Annotated in this window: 17 protein-coding genes and 1 pseudogene; 9 read left to right on the top strand and 9 right to left on the bottom strand. The window is 71.1% G+C overall.

Going from position 1 to position 20308, the window contains the following annotated elements; translation table 11 throughout:
* The first annotated feature begins 132 nt into the window (after positions 1-132).
* The 6 genes from gap to pgi all read left to right on the top strand — a co-directional run bounded on the left by gap (position 133) and on the right by pgi (position 5808).
* Positions 133-1137 carry a type I glyceraldehyde-3-phosphate dehydrogenase gene (gene gap, locus AB0447_RS13825; RefSeq protein WP_366476829.1) on the top strand — a complete coding sequence of 335 codons (1005 nt, stop codon included), beginning with the start codon at positions 133-135 and terminating at the stop codon, positions 1135-1137.
* Positions 1138-1266: 129 nt separating this feature from the next.
* Positions 1267-2478: a phosphoglycerate kinase gene (locus AB0447_RS13820; RefSeq protein ID WP_366476828.1), complete on the top strand. Its 1212-nt coding sequence runs from the start codon at positions 1267-1269 to the stop codon at positions 2476-2478.
* A 6-nt stretch (positions 2479-2484) separates the two neighbouring features.
* Complete coding sequence (gene tpiA / locus AB0447_RS13815; protein WP_366476827.1) at positions 2485-3261, top strand: triose-phosphate isomerase; 777 nt, start codon at positions 2485-2487, stop codon at positions 3259-3261.
* Between the two features lie 112 nt (positions 3262-3373).
* Positions 3374-3610 carry a preprotein translocase subunit SecG gene (secG, locus tag AB0447_RS13810; RefSeq protein WP_351315642.1) on the top strand — a complete coding sequence of 79 codons (237 nt, stop codon included), beginning with the start codon at positions 3374-3376 and terminating at the stop codon, positions 3608-3610.
* 65 nt (positions 3611-3675) lie between these two features.
* Positions 3676-4011, top strand: a complete 336-nt coding sequence (locus AB0447_RS13805; RefSeq protein WP_007263454.1) for an RNA polymerase-binding protein RbpA — start codon at positions 3676-3678, stop codon at positions 4009-4011.
* A 141-nt stretch (positions 4012-4152) separates the two neighbouring features.
* Complete coding sequence (gene pgi, locus AB0447_RS13800) at positions 4153-5808, top strand: glucose-6-phosphate isomerase (RefSeq protein ID WP_366476942.1); 1656 nt, start codon at positions 4153-4155, stop codon at positions 5806-5808.
* A gap of 68 nt (positions 5809-5876) precedes the next feature.
* Here the strand turns inward: pgi and pgl are convergent, their stop codons facing one another.
* The 5 genes from pgl to tkt form a co-directional block, all read right to left on the bottom strand.
* Entirely contained in the window at positions 5877-6659 is a 783-nt protein-coding gene (gene pgl / locus AB0447_RS13795) for a 6-phosphogluconolactonase (protein WP_366476826.1), read from the bottom strand.
* A gap of 332 nt (positions 6660-6991) precedes the next feature.
* Positions 6992-8173 carry a glucose-6-phosphate dehydrogenase assembly protein OpcA gene (opcA, locus tag AB0447_RS13790; RefSeq protein ID WP_366476825.1) on the bottom strand — a complete coding sequence of 394 codons (1182 nt, stop codon included), beginning with the start codon at positions 8171-8173 and terminating at the stop codon, positions 6992-6994.
* Complete coding sequence (zwf, locus tag AB0447_RS13785; RefSeq protein WP_366476824.1) at positions 8170-9699, bottom strand: glucose-6-phosphate dehydrogenase; 1530 nt, start codon at positions 9697-9699, stop codon at positions 8170-8172. Before zwf ends, opcA begins: the two co-directional genes overlap by 4 nt.
* Positions 9700-9704: 5 nt before the next feature.
* The gene (gene tal / locus AB0447_RS13780) at positions 9705-10823 is read right to left on the bottom strand and encodes a transaldolase (protein WP_366476823.1); all 1119 of its coding nucleotides are present in this window, start codon (positions 10821-10823) and stop codon (positions 9705-9707) included.
* Between the two features lie 35 nt (positions 10824-10858).
* Positions 10859-12946, bottom strand: coding sequence for a transketolase (gene tkt / locus AB0447_RS13775; protein WP_366476822.1), 2088 nt, complete (start codon positions 12944-12946; stop codon positions 10859-10861).
* A 280-nt stretch (positions 12947-13226) separates the two neighbouring features.
* On the opposite strand from tkt, the gene AB0447_RS13770 reads away from it, so the two are divergent.
* The 3 genes and pseudogenes from AB0447_RS13770 to AB0447_RS13760 all read left to right on the top strand — a co-directional run bounded on the left by AB0447_RS13770 (position 13227) and on the right by AB0447_RS13760 (position 16374).
* Positions 13227-14174 carry a heme o synthase gene (locus AB0447_RS13770; protein WP_366476821.1) on the top strand — a complete coding sequence of 316 codons (948 nt, stop codon included), beginning with the start codon at positions 13227-13229 and terminating at the stop codon, positions 14172-14174.
* Between the two features lie 24 nt (positions 14175-14198).
* Positions 14199-14510, top strand: a pseudogene (locus AB0447_RS13765) (hypothetical protein); the annotation flags it as partial.
* Between the two features lie 664 nt (positions 14511-15174).
* Positions 15175-16374: an amidohydrolase family protein gene (locus AB0447_RS13760; protein ID WP_366476820.1), complete on the top strand. Its 1200-nt coding sequence runs from the start codon at positions 15175-15177 to the stop codon at positions 16372-16374.
* On the opposite strand, the gene AB0447_RS13755 is transcribed toward AB0447_RS13760, so the two are convergent.
* From AB0447_RS13755 to AB0447_RS13740, 4 genes are all read right to left on the bottom strand, one after another.
* The gene (locus AB0447_RS13755; protein ID WP_366476819.1) at positions 16295-17254 is read right to left on the bottom strand and encodes a COX15/CtaA family protein; all 960 of its coding nucleotides are present in this window, start codon (positions 17252-17254) and stop codon (positions 16295-16297) included. The two genes, AB0447_RS13760 and AB0447_RS13755, sit on opposite strands and share 80 nt — an antisense overlap.
* Positions 17255-17288: 34 nt before the next feature.
* Positions 17289-18437 carry a hypothetical protein gene (locus tag AB0447_RS13750; RefSeq protein ID WP_366476818.1) on the bottom strand — a complete coding sequence of 383 codons (1149 nt, stop codon included), beginning with the start codon at positions 18435-18437 and terminating at the stop codon, positions 17289-17291.
* A gap of 74 nt (positions 18438-18511) precedes the next feature.
* Positions 18512-19279, bottom strand: a complete 768-nt coding sequence (locus AB0447_RS13745) for an ABC transporter permease (RefSeq protein WP_366476817.1) — start codon at positions 19277-19279, stop codon at positions 18512-18514.
* Positions 19276-20202, bottom strand: a complete 927-nt coding sequence (locus tag AB0447_RS13740; RefSeq protein ID WP_366476816.1) for an ABC transporter ATP-binding protein — start codon at positions 20200-20202, stop codon at positions 19276-19278. Before AB0447_RS13740 ends, AB0447_RS13745 begins: the two co-directional genes overlap by 4 nt.
* Positions 20203-20308 lie beyond the last annotated feature (106 nt).

Genomic DNA, 20308 nt, shown 5'->3' with positions numbered 1-20308 from the left:
GAACTCCGGCGAGTGTCAGAAGGCACTCGATGTCACCCGGAGGCTCACGGAGAGGTAGGGTCGTAAGCGGTCGGGGACATCCCATTCAGATCGCCGGCGTCCAGACCGGCGCACCAACGAGGAGATCGGTTCGTGACGATCCGCGTAGGCATCAATGGTTTTGGCCGTATCGGCCGCAACTACTTCCGGGCGCTCCTGGAGCAGGGGGCGGACATCGAGATCGTCGGTGTCAACGACCTGACTGACAACGCCACCCTGGTGCACCTGCTCAAGTACGACACCATCCTCGGGCGCCTCAAGGCCGAGGTCAGCCACACCGAGGACACCATCACGGTGGGTGGCAACACCTTCAAGACCTTCGCCGAGCGTGACCCCGCGAACCTCCCCTGGGGCGAGCTGGGTGCCGACATCGTCGTCGAGTCGACCGGCATCTTCACCAAGAAGGCCGACGCCGCCAAGCACCTTGCGGCCGGCGCGAAGAAGGTCCTCATCTCGGCTCCGGCCAAGGACGAGGACATCACCATCGTGATGGGCGTCAACCAGGACAAGTACGACGCGGCCAACCACCACGTCATCTCCAACGCCTCCTGCACCACCAACTGCGTGGCGCCGATGGCCAAGGTCCTCGACGAGAACTTCGGCATCGTCAAGGGCATGATGACCACGGTCCACGCGTACACGAACGACCAGCGCATCCTGGACTTCCCGCACTCGGACCTGCGCCGCGCCCGCGCCGCCGCCGAGAACATCATCCCGACCTCCACCGGTGCCGCCAAGGCCACCGCGCTGGTCCTCCCGCAGCTGAAGGGCAAGCTGGACGGCATCGCCATGCGCGTCCCGGTCCCCACCGGCTCGGTCACCGACCTGGTCCTGGAGCTCGACCGCGAGGTCACCAAGGACGAGATCAACGCCGCCTTCCAGAAGGCCGCAGAGGGCCAGCTCAAGGGCATCCTCGACTACACCGAGGACGCGATCGTCTCCTCCGACATCGTGAACTGGCCGGCCTCCTGCACCTTCGACTCCTCCCTGACCATGGTCCAGGGCAAGCAGGTCAAGGTCGTCGGCTGGTACGACAATGAGTGGGGCTACTCCAACCGCCTCGTCGACCTCACCGTCTTCGTGGGCGGCCAGCTCTAAGTCCTAGGGTAGGCACCACGATGTGAAGCCGCAGGGCTCGGGCAGCGCGACGAAGCGCTGTGCGGGCCCTGTTGCTTGCCGCGTCCACCTCGTTCCCGGGCTTCGCAGCTCACAAGGAGTCAGAAACACATGAAGACGATCGACCAACTGCTTTCCGAGGGCGTCTCCGGCAAGCGGGTCTTCGTCCGCGCCGACCTCAACGTGCCGCTCTCCGGCGGCACCATCACCGACGACGGCCGCATCCGCGCCGTGCAGCCGACCATCGCGAAGCTCGCCGAGGCCGGCGCCCGCGTGGTCGTCGCCTCGCACCTGGGCCGTCCCAAGGGCGCCCCGGACCCGGCCTTCTCGCTCGCCCCGGCCGCCAAGCGGCTCGGCGAACTGCTCGGTGCGGACGTCGCGTTCGCCACCGACACGGTCGGCTCGTCCGCCAAGGAGACCGTTGCCGCCCTCGCCGACGGCCAGGTCGCGGTCATCGAGAACCTCCGCTTCAACGCCGGTGAGACCTCGAAGGACGACGCCGAGCGCGGCGCCTTCGCGGACCAGCTCGCCGAGCTCGCCGACGTCTACGTCGGCGACGGCTTCGGCGCCGTCCACCGCAAGCACGCCTCGGTCTTCGACCTGCCCGCGCGCCTCCCGCACGCGGCCGGCTACCTGATCGCCACGGAGATCGGTGTGCTCAAGAAGCTCACCGCCGACGTGAAGCGCCCGTACGTGGTCGTCCTCGGCGGCGCCAAGGTCTCCGACAAGCTCGCCGTCATCGACGAGCTGCTCGGCAAGGCCGACCGCATCCTCATCGGCGGCGGCATGGCGTACACCTTCCTCAAGGCCAAGGGCTACGAGGTCGGCATCTCCCTCCTGCAGGAGGACCAGATCCCGACGGTCGAGGAGTACATGGCCCGCGCCGAGAAGAACGGCGTCGAGCTGGTCCTCCCGGTCGACGTGCTGGTCTCCGCCGACTTCCCCGACCTCAAGGGCAAGACCCCGGCCGACTACGAGATCGTCGACGCGGACAAGATCCCCGCGACGAAGGAGGGTCTGGACATCGGCCCCAAGACGCGCGAGCTGTACGCGTCGAAGATCGCCGATGCCGAGACCGTCTTCTGGAACGGACCCGTCGGCGTGTTCGAGCACCCCGACTACGCCAACGGCACCAAGGCCATCGCGCAGGCCCTGCTCGACAGCCCCGGCTTCACCGTCGTCGGCGGCGGCGACTCCGCCGCGGCCGTGCGGATCCTGGGCTTCGACGAGGACGCCTTCGGCCACATCTCGACCGGCGGCGGCGCCAGCCTCGAATACCTCGAGGGCAAGACGCTGCCCGGCATCGCAGCTCTGGAGGGCTGAACCAAAGTGACTGACCGTACCCCGCTGATGGCGGGCAACTGGAAGATGAACCTCAACCACCTCGAGGCCATCGCGCACGTCCAGAAGCTCGCCTTCGCACTCGCCGACAAGGACTACGCGGCCGTCGAGGTCGCGGTGCTGCCGCCCTTCACCGACCTGCGGTCCGTCCAGACCCTGGTCGACGGCGACAAGCTGAAGATCAAGTACGGCGCCCAGGACCTCTCCGCGGAGGACTCCGGCGCCTACACCGGCGAGATCTCCGGCCCCATGCTGGCGAAGCTGAAGTGCACGTACGTGGCCGTCGGCCACAGCGAGCGCCGCCAGTACCACGGCGAGAACGACGAGATCTGCAACGCCAAGGTCAAGGCCGCCTACCGGAACGGGCTCACCCCGATCCTCTGCGTGGGCGAGGGCCTGGACGTCCGCAAGGCCGGCCGGCAGGTCCCGCACACGCTGAGCCAGGTCGACGGCGGGCTCAAGGACATCCCGGCCGACCAGGTCGAGTCCATCGTCATCGCCTACGAGCCCGTCTGGGCGATCGGCACCGGCGAGGTCGCCACCCCCGAGGACGCCCAGGAGGTCTGCGGGGCGATCCGCGGCCGGCTGGCCGAGCTGTACTCCCAGGAGCTGGCCGACAAGGTCCGCATCCAGTACGGCGGCTCGGTGAAGTCCGGCAACATCGCGGCGATCATGGCCCAGCCGGACGTCGACGGCGCCCTGATCGGCGGCGCGGCGCTGGACGCGGACGAGTTCGTCAAGATCGTCCGCTTCCGCGACCAGTAGGCACTGCCGTGAGTATGCGGTAGGACGGATCCGTCGTACCCTTGCGGGGGCCAGGAGCGCTGATCAGCAGCCACTGGCCCCCGCATCAATTCCAAGGAAGTAGGGTCCAGCCGTGATTATGGGGTTCTCGATCGCCCTGATCGTCTTCAGCCTGCTGCTGATGCTGCTGGTGCTGATGCACAAGGGCAAGGGCGGCGGCCTCTCCGACATGTTCGGCGGCGGCATGCAGTCCTCCGTCGGCGGCTCCTCGGTCGCCGAACGCAACCTCGACCGGATCACCGTCGTGATCGGTCTGCTGTGGTTCGCGTGCATTGTCGCCCTCGGCCTGCTGATGAAGTCCAGCACCTGACCCCAACTCGGGTACAGCGCGGTACACTCACGCTTCGCGGCACCATCACGCAGGGAGTTACGACCGTGGCAAGTGGCAACGCGATCCGTGGAAGTCGGGTCGGAGCGGGGCCGATGGGCGAGGCCGAGCGCGGCGAGTCCGCACCCCGCCTGCGCATCTCCTTCTGGTGCTCCAACGGGCACGAGACACAGCCGAGCTTCGCCAGCGACGCGCAGGTACCGGACACCTGGGACTGCCCGCGCTGCGGCTTCCCGGCCGGCCAGGACCGGGACAACCCCCCGGCGCCGCCGCGCACCGAACCGTACAAGACCCACCTGGCGTACGTACGGGAACGGCGCACCGACGCCGACGGTGAGGCCATCCTCGCCGAGGCCCTCGCCAAGCTCCGCGGCGAGATCTGACCGCGCAGGACTTCGGGCCCGGCCCGCTGGAGACCTTCTCCAGCAGGCCGGGCCCGTTTGTGTGTGTCGGTCCGGTTCTGATCCCTTAGGTTGGGAGGTGGCGGGGCACAACAGGACGGAAGAAGTGGGTTGATGTCCGAGATGAACGCAGACGGCCGCAGGAGGCTCAACCGGACTCCCGAGTGGCAGGCACTCGGAAAGCACCGGGACGAGCTGGGGCAGACACATCTGCGGGAGCTGTTCGAGGCGGACCCCGGCCGGGGCGCCGGCTACACCCTGCAGGTCGGCGACCTGCACATCGACTACTCCAAGCACCTCGTGACCGACGAGACGCTGGCACTGCTGCGGGACCTCGCGGCCGCGACGGGCGTCGCGGAACTGCGCGAGGCCATGTTCCGCGGCGAGAAGATCAACACGACCGAGAACCGGGCGGTCCTGCACACCGCGCTGCGCGCACCGGCCGGCACGGACATCGAGGTGGACGGCGAGGACGTCGTCCCCGCCGTGCACGCCGTACTCGACAAGATGGCGGCCTTCTCCGACCGGGTCCGGTCGGGGGAGTGGACCGGCCACACCGGCAAGCGCATCCGCAACGTCGTCAACATCGGCATCGGCGGCTCCGACCTCGGACCGGCGATGGCCTACGAGGCGCTCCGCGCCTTCACCGACCGGGACCTCACCCTGCGCTTCGTCTCCAACGTGGACGGCGCGGACCTGCACGAGGCCGTGCACGGCCTCGACCCGGCCGAGACCCTCTTCATCATCGCCTCGAAGACCTTCACCACCATCGAGACGATCACGAACGCCACCTCGGCACGGGAATGGCTGCTGGCGGGCCTCGGCGGGGACACCGCGGCGGTGGCACGGCACTTCGTCGCCCTTTCGACGAACGCCGAGAAGGTCACCGAGTTCGGCATCGACCCGGACAACATGTTCGAGTTCTGGGACTGGGTCGGCGGCCGCTACTCCTTCGACTCGGCGATCGGCCTCTCCCTGATGGTCGCCATCGGAGCGGACGCCTTCCGCGAGATGCTGGCCGGCTTCCGGCTGGTCGACGAGCACTTCCGCACCGCCGCACCCGAGGACAACGCCCCGCTGCTGATGGGCCTGTTGGGCATCTGGTACGGAGCCTTCTTCGACGCCCAGTCGCACGCGGTGCTCCCGTACAGCCACTACCTCTCGCGCTTCACGGCCTACTTGCAGCAGCTGGACATGGAGTCCAACGGCAAGTCCGTGGACCGGGACGGCAATCCGGTGGACTGGCAGACCGGCCCGGTGGTGTGGGGCACCCCCGGCACCAACGGCCAGCACGCCTACTACCAGCTCATCCACCAGGGCACCAAGGTGATCCCGGCGGACTTCATCGGCTTCGCCCGCCCGGTGGCCGAACTCCCTCCGGCCCTCGCGGCCCAGCACGACCTGCTGATGGCGAACTTCTTCGCGCAGACCCAGGCGCTGGCCTTCGGCAAGACCCCCGAAGAGGTCCGGGCGGAGGGCGTCGCCGAGGAACTCGTCCCGCACAAGACCTTCCGCGGCAACCACCCGACGACCACCGTCCTGGCGGCCGACCTCACCCCGTCCGTGCTCGGCCAGCTGATCGCCCTGTACGAGCACAAGGTGTTCGTACAGGGCGCGGTGTGGAACATCGACTCCTTCGACCAGTGGGGCGTGGAACTCGGCAAGGTCCTCGCGAAGCGGGTGGAGCCGGCGCTGACCGAGGGGGCGGAGGTGCCCGGGCTGGACGCGTCGACTAAGGCACTGGTGGCGAAGTACCGGCAGCTGCGCGGCCGCGGCTGACCGAGCCGACGCAAGAGCGCCGCGCACCGGTCTCGTCCGGTGCGCGGCGCTCTCGTCTCCGCCGGCGGTCAGGAGAGCGCGGGCGGGTACATCCCGGTGGGCAGCTTGGCCGCGGCGGCGCGGTCCAGCAGCCAGAGGGTGCGGGTGCGGCCGTACGCGGCGGAGGCCGGGGCCTGCACCTCGCCGGCCCCGCCGAGCGCCAGGGCGACCGCCCCGGCCTTGTCCTCGCCGGCCGCCAGCAGCCACACCTCGCGGGCCGCGCGGATGGCGGGGAAGGTGAGCGAGACCCGGGTCGGCGGGGGCTTGGGCGCGCCGTGCACGCCGACCACGGTCCGCTCGGTCTCCCGGGCCGCCGGGTGCTCCGGGAACAGCGAGGCCACGTGGGTGTCCGGTCCGACCCCGAGCATCAGGACGTCGAAGCGGGGGACCGGGCCGTGGTCCTCGGGGGTCGCCGCCTTGCGGAGTTCCTCGGCGTAGGCGGCGGCCGCGGCGTCCACGTCCTCGCCGTACGGGCCGTCGGAGGCGGGCATGACGTGTACGCGCGCCGGATCCACCGGGACGGAGTCCAGCAGGGCAGCGCGGGCCTGGGTGTGGTTGCGCTCGGGGTCCTCGGCGGGGAGGTACCGCTCGTCGCCCCACCAGAGGTCGAGCCGGCCCCAGTCCACGGCGTCCCTGGCGGGGGCGGCGGCGAGGGCGGCGAGGAGGCCGTTGCCGTTGCGCCCGCCGGTCAGCACGACGGAGGCGCTGCCGCGGGCGGCCTGGGCGTCGACGATCTTGGTGATCAGTCGGGCTGCGGTGGCTTGGGCCATCAGGTCTTTGTCGCGGTGGACGACCACCTGGGGAGTCGTCATACCCATGTCGGTGCCGCCTTCTTGTCGTCTTCGGTCTGTGTCCGGCCCCGGCCGGGCCGGTGGGTACCGCTGCGCGGGCTTTTCCCCACCCCGCCCCTTCCCGAACTGGGGGCAAGCCCCCAGACCCCGTACGTGCGCTCCGCGCCCGTGCGCTCAAACGCCGCGCGGGCTGATTTCAGCCCCGCCGGCGTTTGAGGCGCGGGCTCTGGGGCGGAGCCCCCCACGCGGCGGAGCCGCATATCCGGCACAGCGGGAAGGGGCGGGTAGGGGAAAGAGCCGCCCGCAGGGCCCGGCGCCGGGCGCCCGGAGGGGCCGCGGCGCCGGGCGGGCGGTCACTTGCCCGGGGCCTTCTTGGCAGCCGCCTTGCCGCCGGGCTTCACCGCCGCAGCGGAGCCGTCCGTGGCATCGGCCGCAGCCGAGTCGGCCTTGGCCGAGGCCGAGCCGGAGCCCGAGCCGGGCTTCACCGCCGCAGCGGAGCCGTCCGTGGCATCGGCCGCAGCCGAGTCGGCCTTGGCCGAGGCCGAGCCGGAGCCGGGCTTCGTCGAGCCGGAGCCGGAGCCGGAGCCGGAGCCGGGGTTCGACGGGTTCACCGCGGTCAGGCGGGCCACGCCGAACTTCAGCGACGCCTCGTACGTGTTGTCCGGGTCCAGCCGGCGGAGCTCCTCCGCCAGGAGTTCCGCCGTCTCGCGACGCTTCAGCGCCACCGCCCGGTCCGGCTGCCCCGGCATGCACAGCGTCGCCAGGGAGCCGTCCGCGCGGTCCAGGACGATGTCGCCTTCCTTGGTCTCCAGGCGGACCGCGGTCAGGCCCGGGCCCTTGGAGAGGGTGCGCAGGACCGGGACCTGGAGCCGGTCAGCCAGCCACATGCCGAGCAGCTCGCAGCTGGGGTTCTCGTCCTCGCCCTCGACCGTGGCCGAGACGACCTGGAGCGCCTGCTGGTCCAGCGCCGCGGCCAGCATCGAGCGCCACGGGGTGATCCGCGTCCAGGACAGGTCGGTGTCGCCCGGCGCGTACGAGGAGGCACGGGTGCCGAGCGTTCCGATCGGGTCCTCGGAGGCGTACGTGTCGGTGATCCGGCGCTGGCCCAGCGCGCCCAGCGGATCGCCCGCCGCGTCCTGGGGTGCGTCCTCCGGCCACCACACCACGACGGGCGCGTCCGGCAGCAGCAGCGGCAGGACCACCGACTGGGCGTGGTTGACCAGTTCGCCGTGCAGGCGGAGAACAACCGTTTCGCCGGTGCCGGAGTCCGCCCCGACGCGGACTTCCGCGTCGAGCCGGGCGTCCCGCCGCGACCGCGGCGAGCGGCTGACCCGCCGGATCACCACGATGATCCGCGAGGGGTGCTCGTGCGAGGCGTCGTTCGCCGACTTGAGCGCGTCGTACGCGTTCTCCTCGTCGGTGACGATGACCAGGGTGAGCACCATGCCGATGGCAGGCGTGCCGATGTCCCGGCGCGCCTGCACCAGCGCGGAATTGATCTTGCTGGAGGTGGTCTCCGTGAGATCGATCTTCATGGCCGCCGCCAGCTCCGTCCGTCTCGTGCGAGCATCTCGTCCGCCTCGACCGGCCCCCAGGTGCCCGCCGGGTACTGCGCGGGCTTGCCGTGCTGGTCCCAGTACTCCTCGATCGGGTCGAGGATGTTCCAGGAGAGCTCGACCTCCTGGTGCCGCGGGAAGAGGTTCGCGTCGCCCAGCAGCACGTCCAGGATGAGCCGCTCGTACGCCTCGGGGCTGGACTCGGTGAAGGACTCGCCGTACGCGAAGTCCATGGTCACGTCCCGGACCTCCATGGAGGTGCCGGGCACCTTGGAGCCGAACCGGACCGTCACGCCCTCGTCCGGCTGGACCCGGATGACCAGGGCGTTCTGCCCCAGCTCCTCGGTCGCGCCCGACTCGAACGGCAGGTACGGGGCGCGCTTGAAGACCACCGCGATCTCCGTCACCCGGCGGCCCAGGCGCTTGCCGGTCCGCAGGTAGAAGGGGACGCCCGCCCAGCGGCGGTTGTTGATCTCCAGGCGGATCGCGGCGTAGGTGTCGGTCTTCGACTTGGGGTCGATACCGTCCTCTTCGAGGTAGCCGACGACCTTCTCGCCGCCCTGCCACGCCGCCGAGTACTGGCCTCGCACGGTGTGCTTGCCCAGGTCCTCCGGCAGTTCCACCGCCGTCAGCACCTTCAGCTTCTCCGCCACCAGCGCCTTCGGGTGGAAGGAGCCGGGCTCCTCCATCGCGGTCAGCGCGAGCAGCTGCAGCAGGTGGTTCTGGATGACGTCGCGCGCGGCGCCGATGCCGTCGTAGTAGCCGGCCCGGCCGCCGATGCCGATGTCCTCGGCCATGGTGATCTGCACGTGGTCGACGTACGACCGGTTCCAGATCGGCTCGAACATGGTGTTGGCGAAGCGGAGCGCCAGGATGTTCTGGACGGTCTCCTTGCCGAGGTAGTGGTCGATCCGGAAGACCTCGTCACGGGGGAACACCTCGTGAACGACCTTGTTGAGCTCCTCGGCGCTCTTCAGGTCGTGGCCGAAGGGCTTCTCGATGACGGCACGCCGCCAGGATCCCTCCTTCTGCGCCAGCCCGTGGTCCTTGAGCTGCTGGACCACCTTGGGGAAGAACTTGGGCGGCACGGAGAGGTAGAAGGCGAAGTTGCCGCCCGTGCCCTGCTGCTTGTCGAGCTCCTCGATCGTCGCCTTCAGCGTCTCGAACGCCGCGTCGTCGTCGAAGTTGCCCTGGACGAACCGGCAGCCCTGAACCAGCTGCTGCCAGACTTCCTCCCGGAACGGCGTGCGCGAGTGCTCCTTGACGGCCTCGTACACCTCCTGGGCGAAGTCCTCGTGTTCCCATTCCCGGCGGGCGAAGCCGATCAGCGAGAAGCCCGGTGGCAGCAGCCCCCGGTTCGCCAGGTCGTAGACGGCGGGCATCAGCTTCTTGCGCGACAGGTCACCCGTAACGCCGAAAATGACCAGGCCGGACGGCCCCGCGATGCGCGGGAGCCGCCGGTCCTGTGCGTCACGAAGCGGGTTGTTCGCTCCGTTCACCGACAAATTACTCAGTCCTCCGCGGGGGCGAGGCGCGCCAGCTCCGCCTCGGTCGACTTCAGCAGGTCGTTCCAGGACGCCTCGAACTTCTCGACGCCCTCGTCCTCGAGCAGCTGAACGACATCGTCGTACGAGATGCCGAGCTTCGCGACCGCATCGAGCTCGGCGCGGGACTGCTCGTAGGTGCCGCGCACCGTGTCGCCCGCGACCTCGCCGTGGTCGGCGGTGGCCTCCAAGGTGGCCTCCGGCATGGTGTTGACCGTGCCCGGGGCGACCAGGTCCACCACGTACAGGGTGTCCTTGTACGCCGGGTCCTTGACGCCGGTCGAGGCCCACAGCGGCCGCTGCCTGTTGGCCTGCGCCTTGTCCAGGGCCGCCCAGCGCTCGGAGGAGAAGACCTCCTCGTACGCCTCGTAGGCCAGGCGGGCGTTGGCGAGCGCAGCCTTGCCCTTGAGGCCCTTGGCCTCGTCGGTGCCGATGGCGTCCAGGCGCTTGTCGATCTCGCTGTCCACGCGGGACACGAAGAAGGAGGCGACCGAGTAGATCATGGACAGGTCCAGGCCGGCGGCCTTGGCCTTCTCCAGACCCGCCAGGTACGCGTCCATGACCTCGCGGTAGCGCTCCAGCGAGAAGATCAGCGTGACGTTGACGCTGATGCCGCGGCCGATGACCTCGGTGATCGCCGGCAGGCCGGCCTTGGTCGCCGGGATCTTGATCAGCGTGTTCGGGCGGTCCACCAGCCAGGCGAGCTGCTTCGCCTCGGCGACGGTCGCCACCGTGTTGTGGGCCAGCCGGGGGTCGACCTCGATGGAGACCCGGCCGTCCTGGCCCTCGGTGGCGTCGAACACCGGGCGGAGGATGTCGGCGGCGTCCCGGACGTCCGCCGTGGTGATCATCCGGATGGCCTCGTCGACCGTCACCTTGCGGGCCGCCAGGTCGGCGAGCTGCTGCTCGTAGCCGTCACCGCTGCTGATGGCCTTCTGGAAGATCGACGGGTTGGTGGTGACACCGACCACGTGCTGCTGGTCGATCAGCTCGGCCAGGTTGCCGGACGTGATGCGCTTGCGGGACAGGTCGTCCAGCCAGATCGCCACGCCCTCGTCGGAGAGGCGCTTGAGTGCGTCTGTCATGGGAATTGCATCTCCTACTGGTTCTCGTAAGGGCGTCAGCGCGCGGCTGCGGCGAGGGAGTCCTTGGCGGCGGCGGTCACGGCCTCGGGGGTGAAGCCGAACTCGCGGAACAGCACCTTGGCGTCGGCCGAGGCACCGAAGTGCTCCAGCGAGACGATGCGGCCGGCGTCGCCGACGTAGCGGTGCCAGGTCAAGCCGATGCCGGCCTCGACCGCGACGCGCGCCGTGACGGACGGCGGCAGGACGCTCTCCTTGTACGCCTGGTCCTGCTCCTCGAACCACTCGACGGACGGCATGGAGACCACCCGGGTCGGGATGCCCTCCGCCTGGAGCTGCTCGCGGGCCTCGACGGCCACGTGCACCTCGGAGCCGGTGCCGATCAGGACGACCTGGGCATCGCCGCCGTCGGCCTCGAAGAGCACGTAACCGCCCTTGGCCGCGTCCTCGTTGCGCTCGTACGTCGGAACGCCCTGGCGGGTCAGCGCCAGACCGTGCGGGGCACCCTTGCCGAACACCTTGGTGTGGCGCTTGAGGATCTCGCGCCAGGCGATGGCGGTCTCGTTGGCGTCGGCCGGGCGGACGATGTTCAGGCCCGGGATGGCGCGCAGCGAGGCCAGGTGCTCGACCGGCTGGTGGGTCGGGCCGTCCTCGCCGAGGCCGATGGAGTCGTGCGTCCACACGTACGTCACCGGCAGGTGCATCAGCGCGGACAGGCGGACGGCGTTGCGCATGTAGTCGGAGAACACCAGGAAGGTGCCGCCGTAGATGCGGGTGTGGCCGTGCAGGGCGATGCCGTTCATGGCCGCGGCCATGGCGTGCTCGCGGATGCCGAAGTGGATGGTGCGGCCGTACGGGTCGGCCTCCGGCAGCGGGTTGCCCTTCGGCAGGAACGAGGAGTTCTTGTCGATGGTGGTGTTGTTGGAGCCGGCCAGGTCGGCCGAGCCGCCCCACAGCTCCGGGATGACCGCGCCGAGCGCCTGGAGCACCTTGCCGGAGGCGGCACGGGTGGCGACGCCCTTGCCGGCCTCGAAGACGGGGAGCTCGTCCTCCCAGCCCGCGGGCAGCTCGTTGGCGTTGATGCGGTCGAACTCGGCGGCGCGCTCCGGGTTGGCGGTGCGCCAGGCGGAGAACTCCTTCTCCCACTCGGCCTTGGCCTCGCGGCCGCGGTCCAGCGCCTTGCGGGTGTGCGCGATGACCTCGTCCGAGACCTCGAAGGTCTTCTCCGGGTCGAAGCCGAGGACGCGCTTGGTGGCGGCCACCTCGTCGTCGCCGAGCGCCGAGCCGTGCGAGGCCTCGGTGCCCTGGGCGTGCGGGGCCGGCCAGGCGATGATCGAGCGGGCCGCGATGAAGGAGGGACGGCCGGTCTCGGCCTTGGCCGCCTGGAGCGCCTCGAACAGCGCCTTCGGGTCGAGGTCGCCGTTGGCCTGCTGGGCCACCCGCTGGACGTGCCAGCCGTACGCCTCGTACCGCTTGAGGGTGTCCTCGGAGACGGCGGTCTCGGTGTCGCCCTCGATGGAGATGTGGTTGTCGTCCCACAGCAGCACCAGGTTGCCGAGCTTCTGGTGGCCGGCCAGCGCGGACGCCTCGTGGGAGATGCCCTCCTGGAGGCAGCCGTCACCGGCGATCGCGTAGACCATGTGGTCGAACGGGGAGGTGCCCGGGGCGGCCTCCGGGTCGAACAGGCCGCGCTCGTAGCGGGCGGCCATGGCCATGCCCACCGCGTTGGCGATGCCCTGGCCGAGCGGGCCGGTGGTGGTCTCGACGGCCTTGGTGTGGCCGTACTCCGGGTGGCCCGGGGTCTTCGAACCCCAGGTGCGGAACGCCTCGAGGTCTTCCAGCTCCAGCCCGAAGCCCCCCAGGTACAGCTGCGTGTACAGGGTCAGCGACGAGTGGCCGGCGGAGAGCACGAAACGGTCACGGCCCACCCACTCCGGGTCAGCCGGGTCGTGCCGCATCACCTTCTGGAAGAGGGTGTAGGCGGCGGGGGCCAGGCTCATCGCAGTACCGGGGTGGCCGTTTCCGACCTTCTGGACCGCGTCCGCGGCCAGGATGCGGGCGGTGTCAACGGCCCGCTGGTCCAGTTCGGTCCACTCGAGCTCTGTGGTCGTCGGCTTGGTGCTCACCGTGGGTCAGGGCTCCTCTCCACATGTCGGATGTCCCGGTGACGAACGGTGCACCGGCGCGATTCCGAGCCTACCCTCGTCACGGCGTGCAGCTATTCGAGTGCCTCCGCTCCGTCACTACCCTGTCACCTCTGTCCGACGGTCGGCCCAACACGAGCCGACCCCCGCGCGGGGCCATGGAAGGGCAGCGTCTAGAGTGGCGTGGTACGCGCAAGTCTTCACCGGACCTCCAGGGCCCAATTCGCCGGAGTCCGGGGCTTGCCAGGAGTCTCTGTCAGGGGTGTGCGTGACGGCCGTCGAATCCCGTCCAGCGGGGGTGCTCGGGACGAGCCCCGGTCACCGGCCGTTCGGGGCCCGGGTCATGGCTTTCGTGGCATTGACCAAGCCGCGGATCATCGAACTTCTGCTGATCACCACAGTGCCGGTGATGTTCCTCGCCGAGCAGGGTGTTCCGTCGCTGTGGCTGGTGCTCGCCACCTGCATCGGCGGCTACCTGTCGGCGGGCGGTGCGAACGCACTGAACATGTACATCGACCGCGACATCGACGCCCTGATGGACCGTACGTCGCAGCGCCCGCTGGTGACCGGCATGGTCAGCCCGCGTGAAGCCATGGTCTTCGGCATCACCCTCGCGGTGGTGTCGACCCTCTGGTTCGGCCTGCTCGTGAACTGGCTCTCGGCCGCGCTCGCGCTCGGCGCGCTCCTCTTCTACGTCGTCGTCTACACGATGCTGCTGAAGCGGCGCACCGCGCAGAACATCGTCTGGGGCGGCATCGCGGGCTGCCTGCCGGTGCTCATCGGCTGGTCCGCGGTCACCAACTCGATGTCCTGGGCCGCCGTCATCCTCTTCCTGGTCATCTTCTTCTGGACCCCGCCGCACTACTGGCCGCTGTCCATGAAGGTGAAGGAGGACTACGCGCGGGTCGGCGTGCCGATGCTGCCGGTGGTCGCCGGCAACAAGGTGGTCGCCCGGCAGATCGTCCTCTACAGCTGGGTGATGGTCGCCGTCTCGCTGCTGCTCACCCCGCTGGGTTACACCGGGTGGTTCTACACCTCGGTGGCGCTGGTCGCGGGCGGCTGGTGGCTGTGGGAGGCGCATGCGCTGCAGGCGCGGGCGAAGGCCGGGGTGACCGGCGCGAAGCTCAAGGAGATGCGGCTGTTCCACTGGTCGATCACCTATGTGTCGCTTCTCTTCGTCGCCGTCGCCGTGGATCCCTTCCTCCGCTGATTACTCGCCGGTAGCATGCCGTCCATGGCAGACACGAAGCAGGAGCGCACCGCGGCGAAGCTCGCCAAGCAGATCGGTGCGTTCAGCAAGGAGCACGGCGGCGCCGAGGGCCAGCTGGCGTACATCGGGCAGGGCGGCACCCGCATCGTCCTCGTGGGCGAGGACGGGGGCTGGGGTGACCTGGTGGCCCCGACGTACGAGGTTGCGCAGGCGGCGGCGGAGAAGGCGGGGCTGAGGCTTCAGGAGGCCTTCGACGGGGAGATGGCGGCGAAGGTCCGTACGGGCCCGTACGAATGGACCCGCATGGCGGGCATCCAACTGGGCGGCCCGCCCAACCCGACGCCGGCCCCGCCCGCGGCCCCGGAACCGGCCGCCGCCGAGCCGGAGCCCGCGCCGGCTGCCGCCGAGGCCGAGCCTGCTGCTCCGGCGAAGCCGGCCGCGGAGGCGAAGCCCGCTGCTCCGGTGAAGCCCGCCGCCGAGGCGAAGCCCGCTGCTCCGGCGGAGCCTGCTCCGGCCGCTGCGGCGGAGGCCGAGCCGAAGCCGGCTGCCGAAGCCAAGCCCGAGCCCGAGCCTGCCTCCGAGCCGGCCGCTCCCGCCGAGGCGAAGGCCGAGCCGGAGAAGCCGGAAGCCTCCGCCTGAGCCGGCTGGCGGGTGCGCTGCGCTGGGCCCTTCCCCACCCCGCCCCTTCCCGAACTGGGGGCAAGCCCCCAGACCCCCGTACGTGCGCTTCGCGCCCGTGCGCTCAAACGCCGCGCGGGCTGGAATGCCGCGCAGCGGCATTTCCAGCCCCGCCGGCGTTTGAGGCGCGGGGTCTGGGGCGGAGCCCCCCACGCGGCGGAGCCGCATATCCGGCACAGCGGGAAGGGGCGGGTAGGGGAACGGCTCCGCGCAGCGGCGGCCGGGGCGGTCGGGCAATAGCGCGAGCAACACCTCGGGTGGCGCTCACCCGTTAGGACGTGTGGAAGAAGCGCACAGCCCTCGTCCGCAACGGGATGCCCGGATGATCGAAACGCCGCCCCTGGTGGACCAGTACTGCCACGGCGTGCTCCGCACCGAGCTGGGACTGGGCACCTTCGAGGCCCAGCTGAGCCGCTCCGCGGGGCCGCCTGCCGCCGGGACCACCTCCTTCGACACACAGACCGGCTTCGCGGTGCGCCGCTGGTGCCCGCCCCTCCTGGGGCTGGAGCCGCACTGCCCGCCGGCCCGCTATCTGGCCCGCCGGCGCGAGCTGGGGGTGCTGGAGTCCGGGCGGCTGCTGCTCCGCGGATCCGGGATCTGCACCTATCTGGTGGACACCGGCCTGCCCGGCGACCTCACCCCACCAGGTGAACTGGCCGCCGCCGGGGACGCCGAGGCGTACGAGATCGTCCGGCTGGAGGTGCTGGCCGAGCAGGTCGCCGACACCTCCGGCACGGTCGCCGCGTTCCTCGGCAACCTCGCCGAGGCGGTCCGCGCGGCAGCCGTCACCGCCGTCGCCTTCACCTGTGGGGCCGGCTACGGCATGGCGCTGGCCTTCGCCCCCGAGCCGCCCGGTTCCGGCGAGGTGCGGGCGGCGGCCGGCCGGTGGCTGGCCGGGCGGGCCAGGGGCGGGCCGGTACGGGATCCCGTACTGCTGCGGCACCTGCTGTGGATCGCGGTGTCGTCCGGGCTGCCGCTGCAACTGCACGCCGGGGCCGGGGACCCGTACGAGCGGATCGACCGGACCGACCCGATGCTGCTGACCGACTTCGTCCGGGCGACCGCGGGCCTGGGCACGGACCTGGTGCTGCTGCACGGGTATCCGTACCACCGCCACGCCGCCCACCTCGCGGCCGCCTTCCCGCACGTGTACGCCGATCTGGGCCCGGCCCTGGCGCACACCGGCGCCCGCGCCGCCGAGGTGCTCGCCGAGCTGCTCGAACTCGCGCCGTTCGGCAAGCTGCTGTTCTCCAGCGGCGGCCGGAACCTGCCCGAGCTGCACGTGGTGGGGGCCCGGGTGTTCCGGGAGGCGCTGACCCGGGTGCTGGGCGGCTGGGTCGCCGACGGCGCCTGGTCGCTGCGGGACGCCGAGCGGGTCGCGGGCCTGCTCGCGGCGGGCAATGCCCGCCGCGTCTACCGGCTGGGGGCCGGCCGGACGCCCGCTAGACCGCTGACAGCGCCGGGTCGCTCTGAGCGGGGATGTCCGCCCGGTCCGCCGGGCGTTCACGCAGGCTCAGGGTGAGCCGGAGCACCGCGATCCACACCAGGCAGGAGCCGAGCATGTGGGCGGCGACCAGGACCTCGGGGAGTTCGGTGAAGAACTGGACGTAGCCGATGGCGCCCTGGGCGAGCAGCACGACCAGCAGGTCGCGGGCCCGGGCCCGGGTGTCGACCGGCGCGTCGACCACGCGCAGCACCAGCCACATGGCGACCGCGAGCGCGCAGACCAGCCAGGCGGCGATGGCGTGCACATGGGCGGTGGCGGCCCAGTCGTAGGGCATCCGCTCGACCTCGCTGCTGTCACCGGCGTGCGGGCCGGAGCCGGTCACGACCGTGCCCGCGGCGATCAGTACGAAGGTGGTGGCGATCAGCACCCAGGCCAGCTTGCGGACCGGGGCCGGCACCCGCGGCCGGGGGGCCGAGTCGCCCTCGCGGGCCCGCTGCCAGGTGAGGGTGGTCACCGCGATCAGCCCGGTGGCGAGCAGGAAGTGCCCGGCGACGCTGTACGGGTTGAGCCCCGTCTTGACGGTGATGCCGCCGAGCACGGCGTTGGCCAGCACCAGGGCGAACTGGGTCCAGCCGAGCCGGGTGAGCGAGCGGCGCCACGGCTTGGCCGACCGGGCCGAGAGGATCGACCAGCCGACGGCGGCGCTGAGCACGTAGGTCAGCATCCGGTTGCCGAACTCGATGGCCCCGTGCAGCCCCTGGGCGGGAGTCGCGAAGAGGCTGTCGTCGGTGCACTTGGGCCAGGTGTCGCAGCCGAGACCGGATCCGGTCAGCCGTACCGCCCCGCCGGTGACGACGATGACCACCGTCATGACGAGGGCGGTGAGCGCGGCCCGCTGGACGGTCCGGGGTGACGGAGTCCAGCGGCTGGCGAGGAAAGCGAGGGGGTTCAACACGTCCCATATCGTAGGCGACCCCTTGTGCAAAGTTTCACGAGGGGGTGGCGAACGGTGTCGAAGGGGGCGTCTCGGGGCTGCTGAGCAGGCGGAACCGGGCGCCGGCCGGGTCCCCTTCCTCCTGCCACCAGATGTGGAGCCGCCAAAAGCCCGAAGGGCCGGGGCAGTCCGCGGAATCCAGGAAGCCGCGGATGAGTTCGGACGCTACGTCCTCGGCTGTCCTGTTTCTTACTTCTGATGCGCTATGCCAGGGATGGTCGAGTACGTTCCACAGTCCGTCAGCCCCCCGCACCTCGAAGCGCCATACCGCCAGCCACGGGGTGACCTCCAGCATGGTGTGCACGTGCTCGGGGTCGAGCCGCAGCCGGGCGGCCACCTCGGCCGGCTCCACGCCCTGGATCCGGGCCGCCACCACGGCCCGCGGCAGCAGCGGTTCGGGCAGCAGCCCGTCCGTCCGCAGTCGCACCAGCGACTCGAAGGCCAGGAAGCGCAGCCGCAGTTCCAGCTGGTGCCCGATGTGGTCCAGGGCCTCCTCGGCCTCCTGGACCTCCTCGGGGCCCGCCCCGCCCAGCAGCAGCCGGCGGAAGTCGCTCTCCGCGTCCACCGCCCAGGCCACCGCGTCCTCGGCGAAACCCAGCTCGGCGAGCCGGTCGCCGAGGAAGACCTTGGCCTGGGCGAGGCCGCGCCGGTTGACCGGGTCGTTCTGGTCCAGGCCGCGCCAGACCTCCACCGCGGACCGGGTCAGATCGATGGCCCGCTCGCCCGCCGCCTGCTCCATCGGGCTCGGACCCTCCTCGGCGGCCGCGCCGAGCGGGTACCGGGGCAGCCGCAGCCCGTCGCTCAGCGGCCAGGCCAGCCACACGCCCTGGTTGATCAGGCCCCGGGCGTACCAGCGGGCGTACTCGGGGGAGTGCCCGGAGGCCTGCTGGGCGTGCCGCAGCCCCTCCTCGACGGCCGACAGTGCGCCCGCCCGGTCCCCCTGGGCGAAGCGCCGGCCCGCCAGGTCGGAGAGGCGCAGGCCGAGCCGGGCGGCACAGTCGGGATCGGTCCGGGCGGGTTCGCGCAGGGCGGTGATCAGCTCGCCCAGCAGCCGGTCGGCCTCCTCGGGGTCCGCGTGCGCGGCGCCCGACCTGATCCGTGCCCACTGTTCGTCCAGCCGCAGAACGGCTTCTCGCTGCGCCATGCTCCGCCCCCCGGCGTCATGTCATGTGTGGAGGCGTCCATCCTCGCGGCTGGGCCGTCCGCAGTGGAAGGGATTCACTCCCAGCGGAAGAACCGGGCGGCTGCGCCCAGTCCCAGGACCGCCCAGCCGGCCAGGACCGCGACGGAGCCCCAGGGCAGGGACGCCCCGTGCTGGAGCACGTCGCGCAGCCCGTCGGAGAGAGCCGAGATCGGCAGCAGGCCGAGGACGGACTGCACGGCTCCGGGGAACTTGTCCAGGGGCACGATCACCCCGCCGCCGACCAGCAGCAGCAGGAAGACCAGATTGGCGGCGGCCAGCGTCGCCTCGGCCTTGAGGGTGCCGGCCATTAGCAGCCCGAGCCCGGAGAAGGCCGCCGTACCGAGCAGGATCAGTACCGCCACGGACAGCGGGTTGCCCTGCGGGGACCAGCCCAGCCCCAGCGCGATCGCCGTCAGCAGGGCGATCTGCAGCACCTCGGTGACCAGCACGGACAGCGTCTTCGCAGCCATCAGGGCCCAGCGCGGCAGCGGCGAGGCGCCGAGCCGCTTCAGTACGCCGTAGCGGCGGTCGAAGCCGGTGGCGATGGCCTGGCCGGTGAAGGCGGTGGACATCACGGCGAGCGCGAGGATGCCGGGGGCCAGGAAGTCCACCGCCTTCCCCGAACCCGTGTCGACGATGTCGACGGCCGAGAAAAGGGTCAGCAGCAGCGCCGGGATGATCACCGTCAGCAGCAGCTGCTCCCCGTTGCGCAGCAGCATCCGGGTTTCCAGCGCGGTCTGCGCGGCGATCATGCGGGACACGGGCGCGGCCCCCGGCCGGGGGGTGAACGTACCGGCGCTCATGCGCGCAGCTCCTTGCCAGTCAGTTCGAGGAAGACGTCTTCCAGGGTGTGCCGCTCGACGGAGAGGCTGTCGGGGAGCACCCCGTTCTGGGCGCACCAGGAGGCGACGGTGGCCAGCAGCTGGGGATCGACGTCGCCGGTGACCCGGTAGACGCCGGGGGTGAGCTCGGCGGCGCGGGCGCCGTCGGGCAGGGCCTTGAGCAGCGAGGCGATGTCCAGGGCGGGGCGGCCGGTGAAGCGGAGGGTGTTCTCGGCGCCGCCGCGGCACAGCTGTTCGGGGCTGCCGTGGGCGATGACCCGGCCGGTGTCGAGGATGGCGACCTCGTCGGCGAGCTGCTCGGCCTCGTCCATGTGGTGGGTGGTGAGGACGACGCCGACGCCGTCGGTGCGCAGTTCCCGTACGAGTTCCCAGGTGGCGCGGCGGGCCTGCGGGTCCAGGCCGGCCGTCGGCTCGTCCAGGAAGACCAGCTCGGGGCGGCCGACCACGGCCATGGCGAGGGCCAGGCGCTGCTGCTGGCCGCCGGAGAGCCGGCGGTAGGGGGTGCGGCCGCAGCCGCCCAGCCCGAGCCGGTCCACCAGGTGGTCCACGTCGAGCGGGTCGGCGTACAGCTTGGCCATGTGGCGGAGCATCTCGACGGCGCGGGCGCCGGAGTAGACCCCGCCGGACTGGAGCATGACGCCGATGCGGGGGCGCAGGGCCGGGGCGTCGGCGATCGGGTCCAGGCCGAGGACGCGGACGGATCCGGCGTCGGGGCGGAGGTAGCCCTCGGCGATTTCCACCGTGGTCGTCTTGCCCGCGCCGTTGGGACCGAGGACCGCGGTGACCGAGGACCTGCGGACGGTGAGGTCGAGGCCGTCCACCGCTGTCTTGGTGCCGAACCGCTTCACCAGTCCGCGGATCTCCACGGCGGGGTCGTTGCTCATGCGGGTGAGTCTACGGAGCGCCGGAAGGGGGCCGGGACGGGCCCTGGGCGCCGGGGACGGGGGCCGTCCCGGGGGTGCGGCAAAAGAATATGGAGTTCTTCGGCCT

This window comes from Streptomyces sp. NPDC051211 (genome assembly GCF_040689505.1).
Lineage (GTDB): Bacteria > Actinomycetota > Actinomycetes > Streptomycetales > Streptomycetaceae > Streptomyces.
The sequence above is the reverse complement of the archived record's forward strand: the minus strand, read 5'-3'. Positions and strand labels throughout refer to the sequence as shown.

What these genes read in the sequence shown, in the direction of transcription:
- tal (WP_366476823.1), bottom strand. Translation starts at nt 10,823, where the DNA reads ATGACAGACGCACTCAAGCGCCTCTCCGACGAGGGCGTGGCGATCTGG.
- AB0447_RS13740 (WP_366476816.1), bottom strand. Translation starts at nt 20,202, where the DNA reads ATGAGCAACGACCCCGCCGTGGAGATCCGCGGACTGGTGAAGCGGTTC.
- AB0447_RS13820 (WP_366476828.1), top strand. Translation starts at nt 1,267, where the DNA reads ATGAAGACGATCGACCAACTGCTTTCCGAGGGCGTCTCCGGCAAGCGG.
- AB0447_RS13745 (WP_366476817.1), bottom strand. Translation starts at nt 19,279, where the DNA reads ATGAGCGCCGGTACGTTCACCCCCCGGCCGGGGGCCGCGCCCGTGTCC.
- AB0447_RS13760 (WP_366476820.1), top strand. Translation starts at nt 15,175, where the DNA reads ATGATCGAAACGCCGCCCCTGGTGGACCAGTACTGCCACGGCGTGCTC.
- pgl (WP_366476826.1), bottom strand. Translation starts at nt 6,659, where the DNA reads ATGACGACTCCCCAGGTGGTCGTCCACCGCGACAAAGACCTGATGGCC.
- opcA (WP_366476825.1), bottom strand. Translation starts at nt 8,173, where the DNA reads ATGAAGATCGATCTCACGGAGACCACCTCCAGCAAGATCAATTCCGCG.
- AB0447_RS13750 (WP_366476818.1), bottom strand. Translation starts at nt 18,437, where the DNA reads ATGGCGCAGCGAGAAGCCGTTCTGCGGCTGGACGAACAGTGGGCACGG.
- pgi (WP_366476942.1), top strand. Translation starts at nt 4,153, where the DNA reads ATGAACGCAGACGGCCGCAGGAGGCTCAACCGGACTCCCGAGTGGCAG.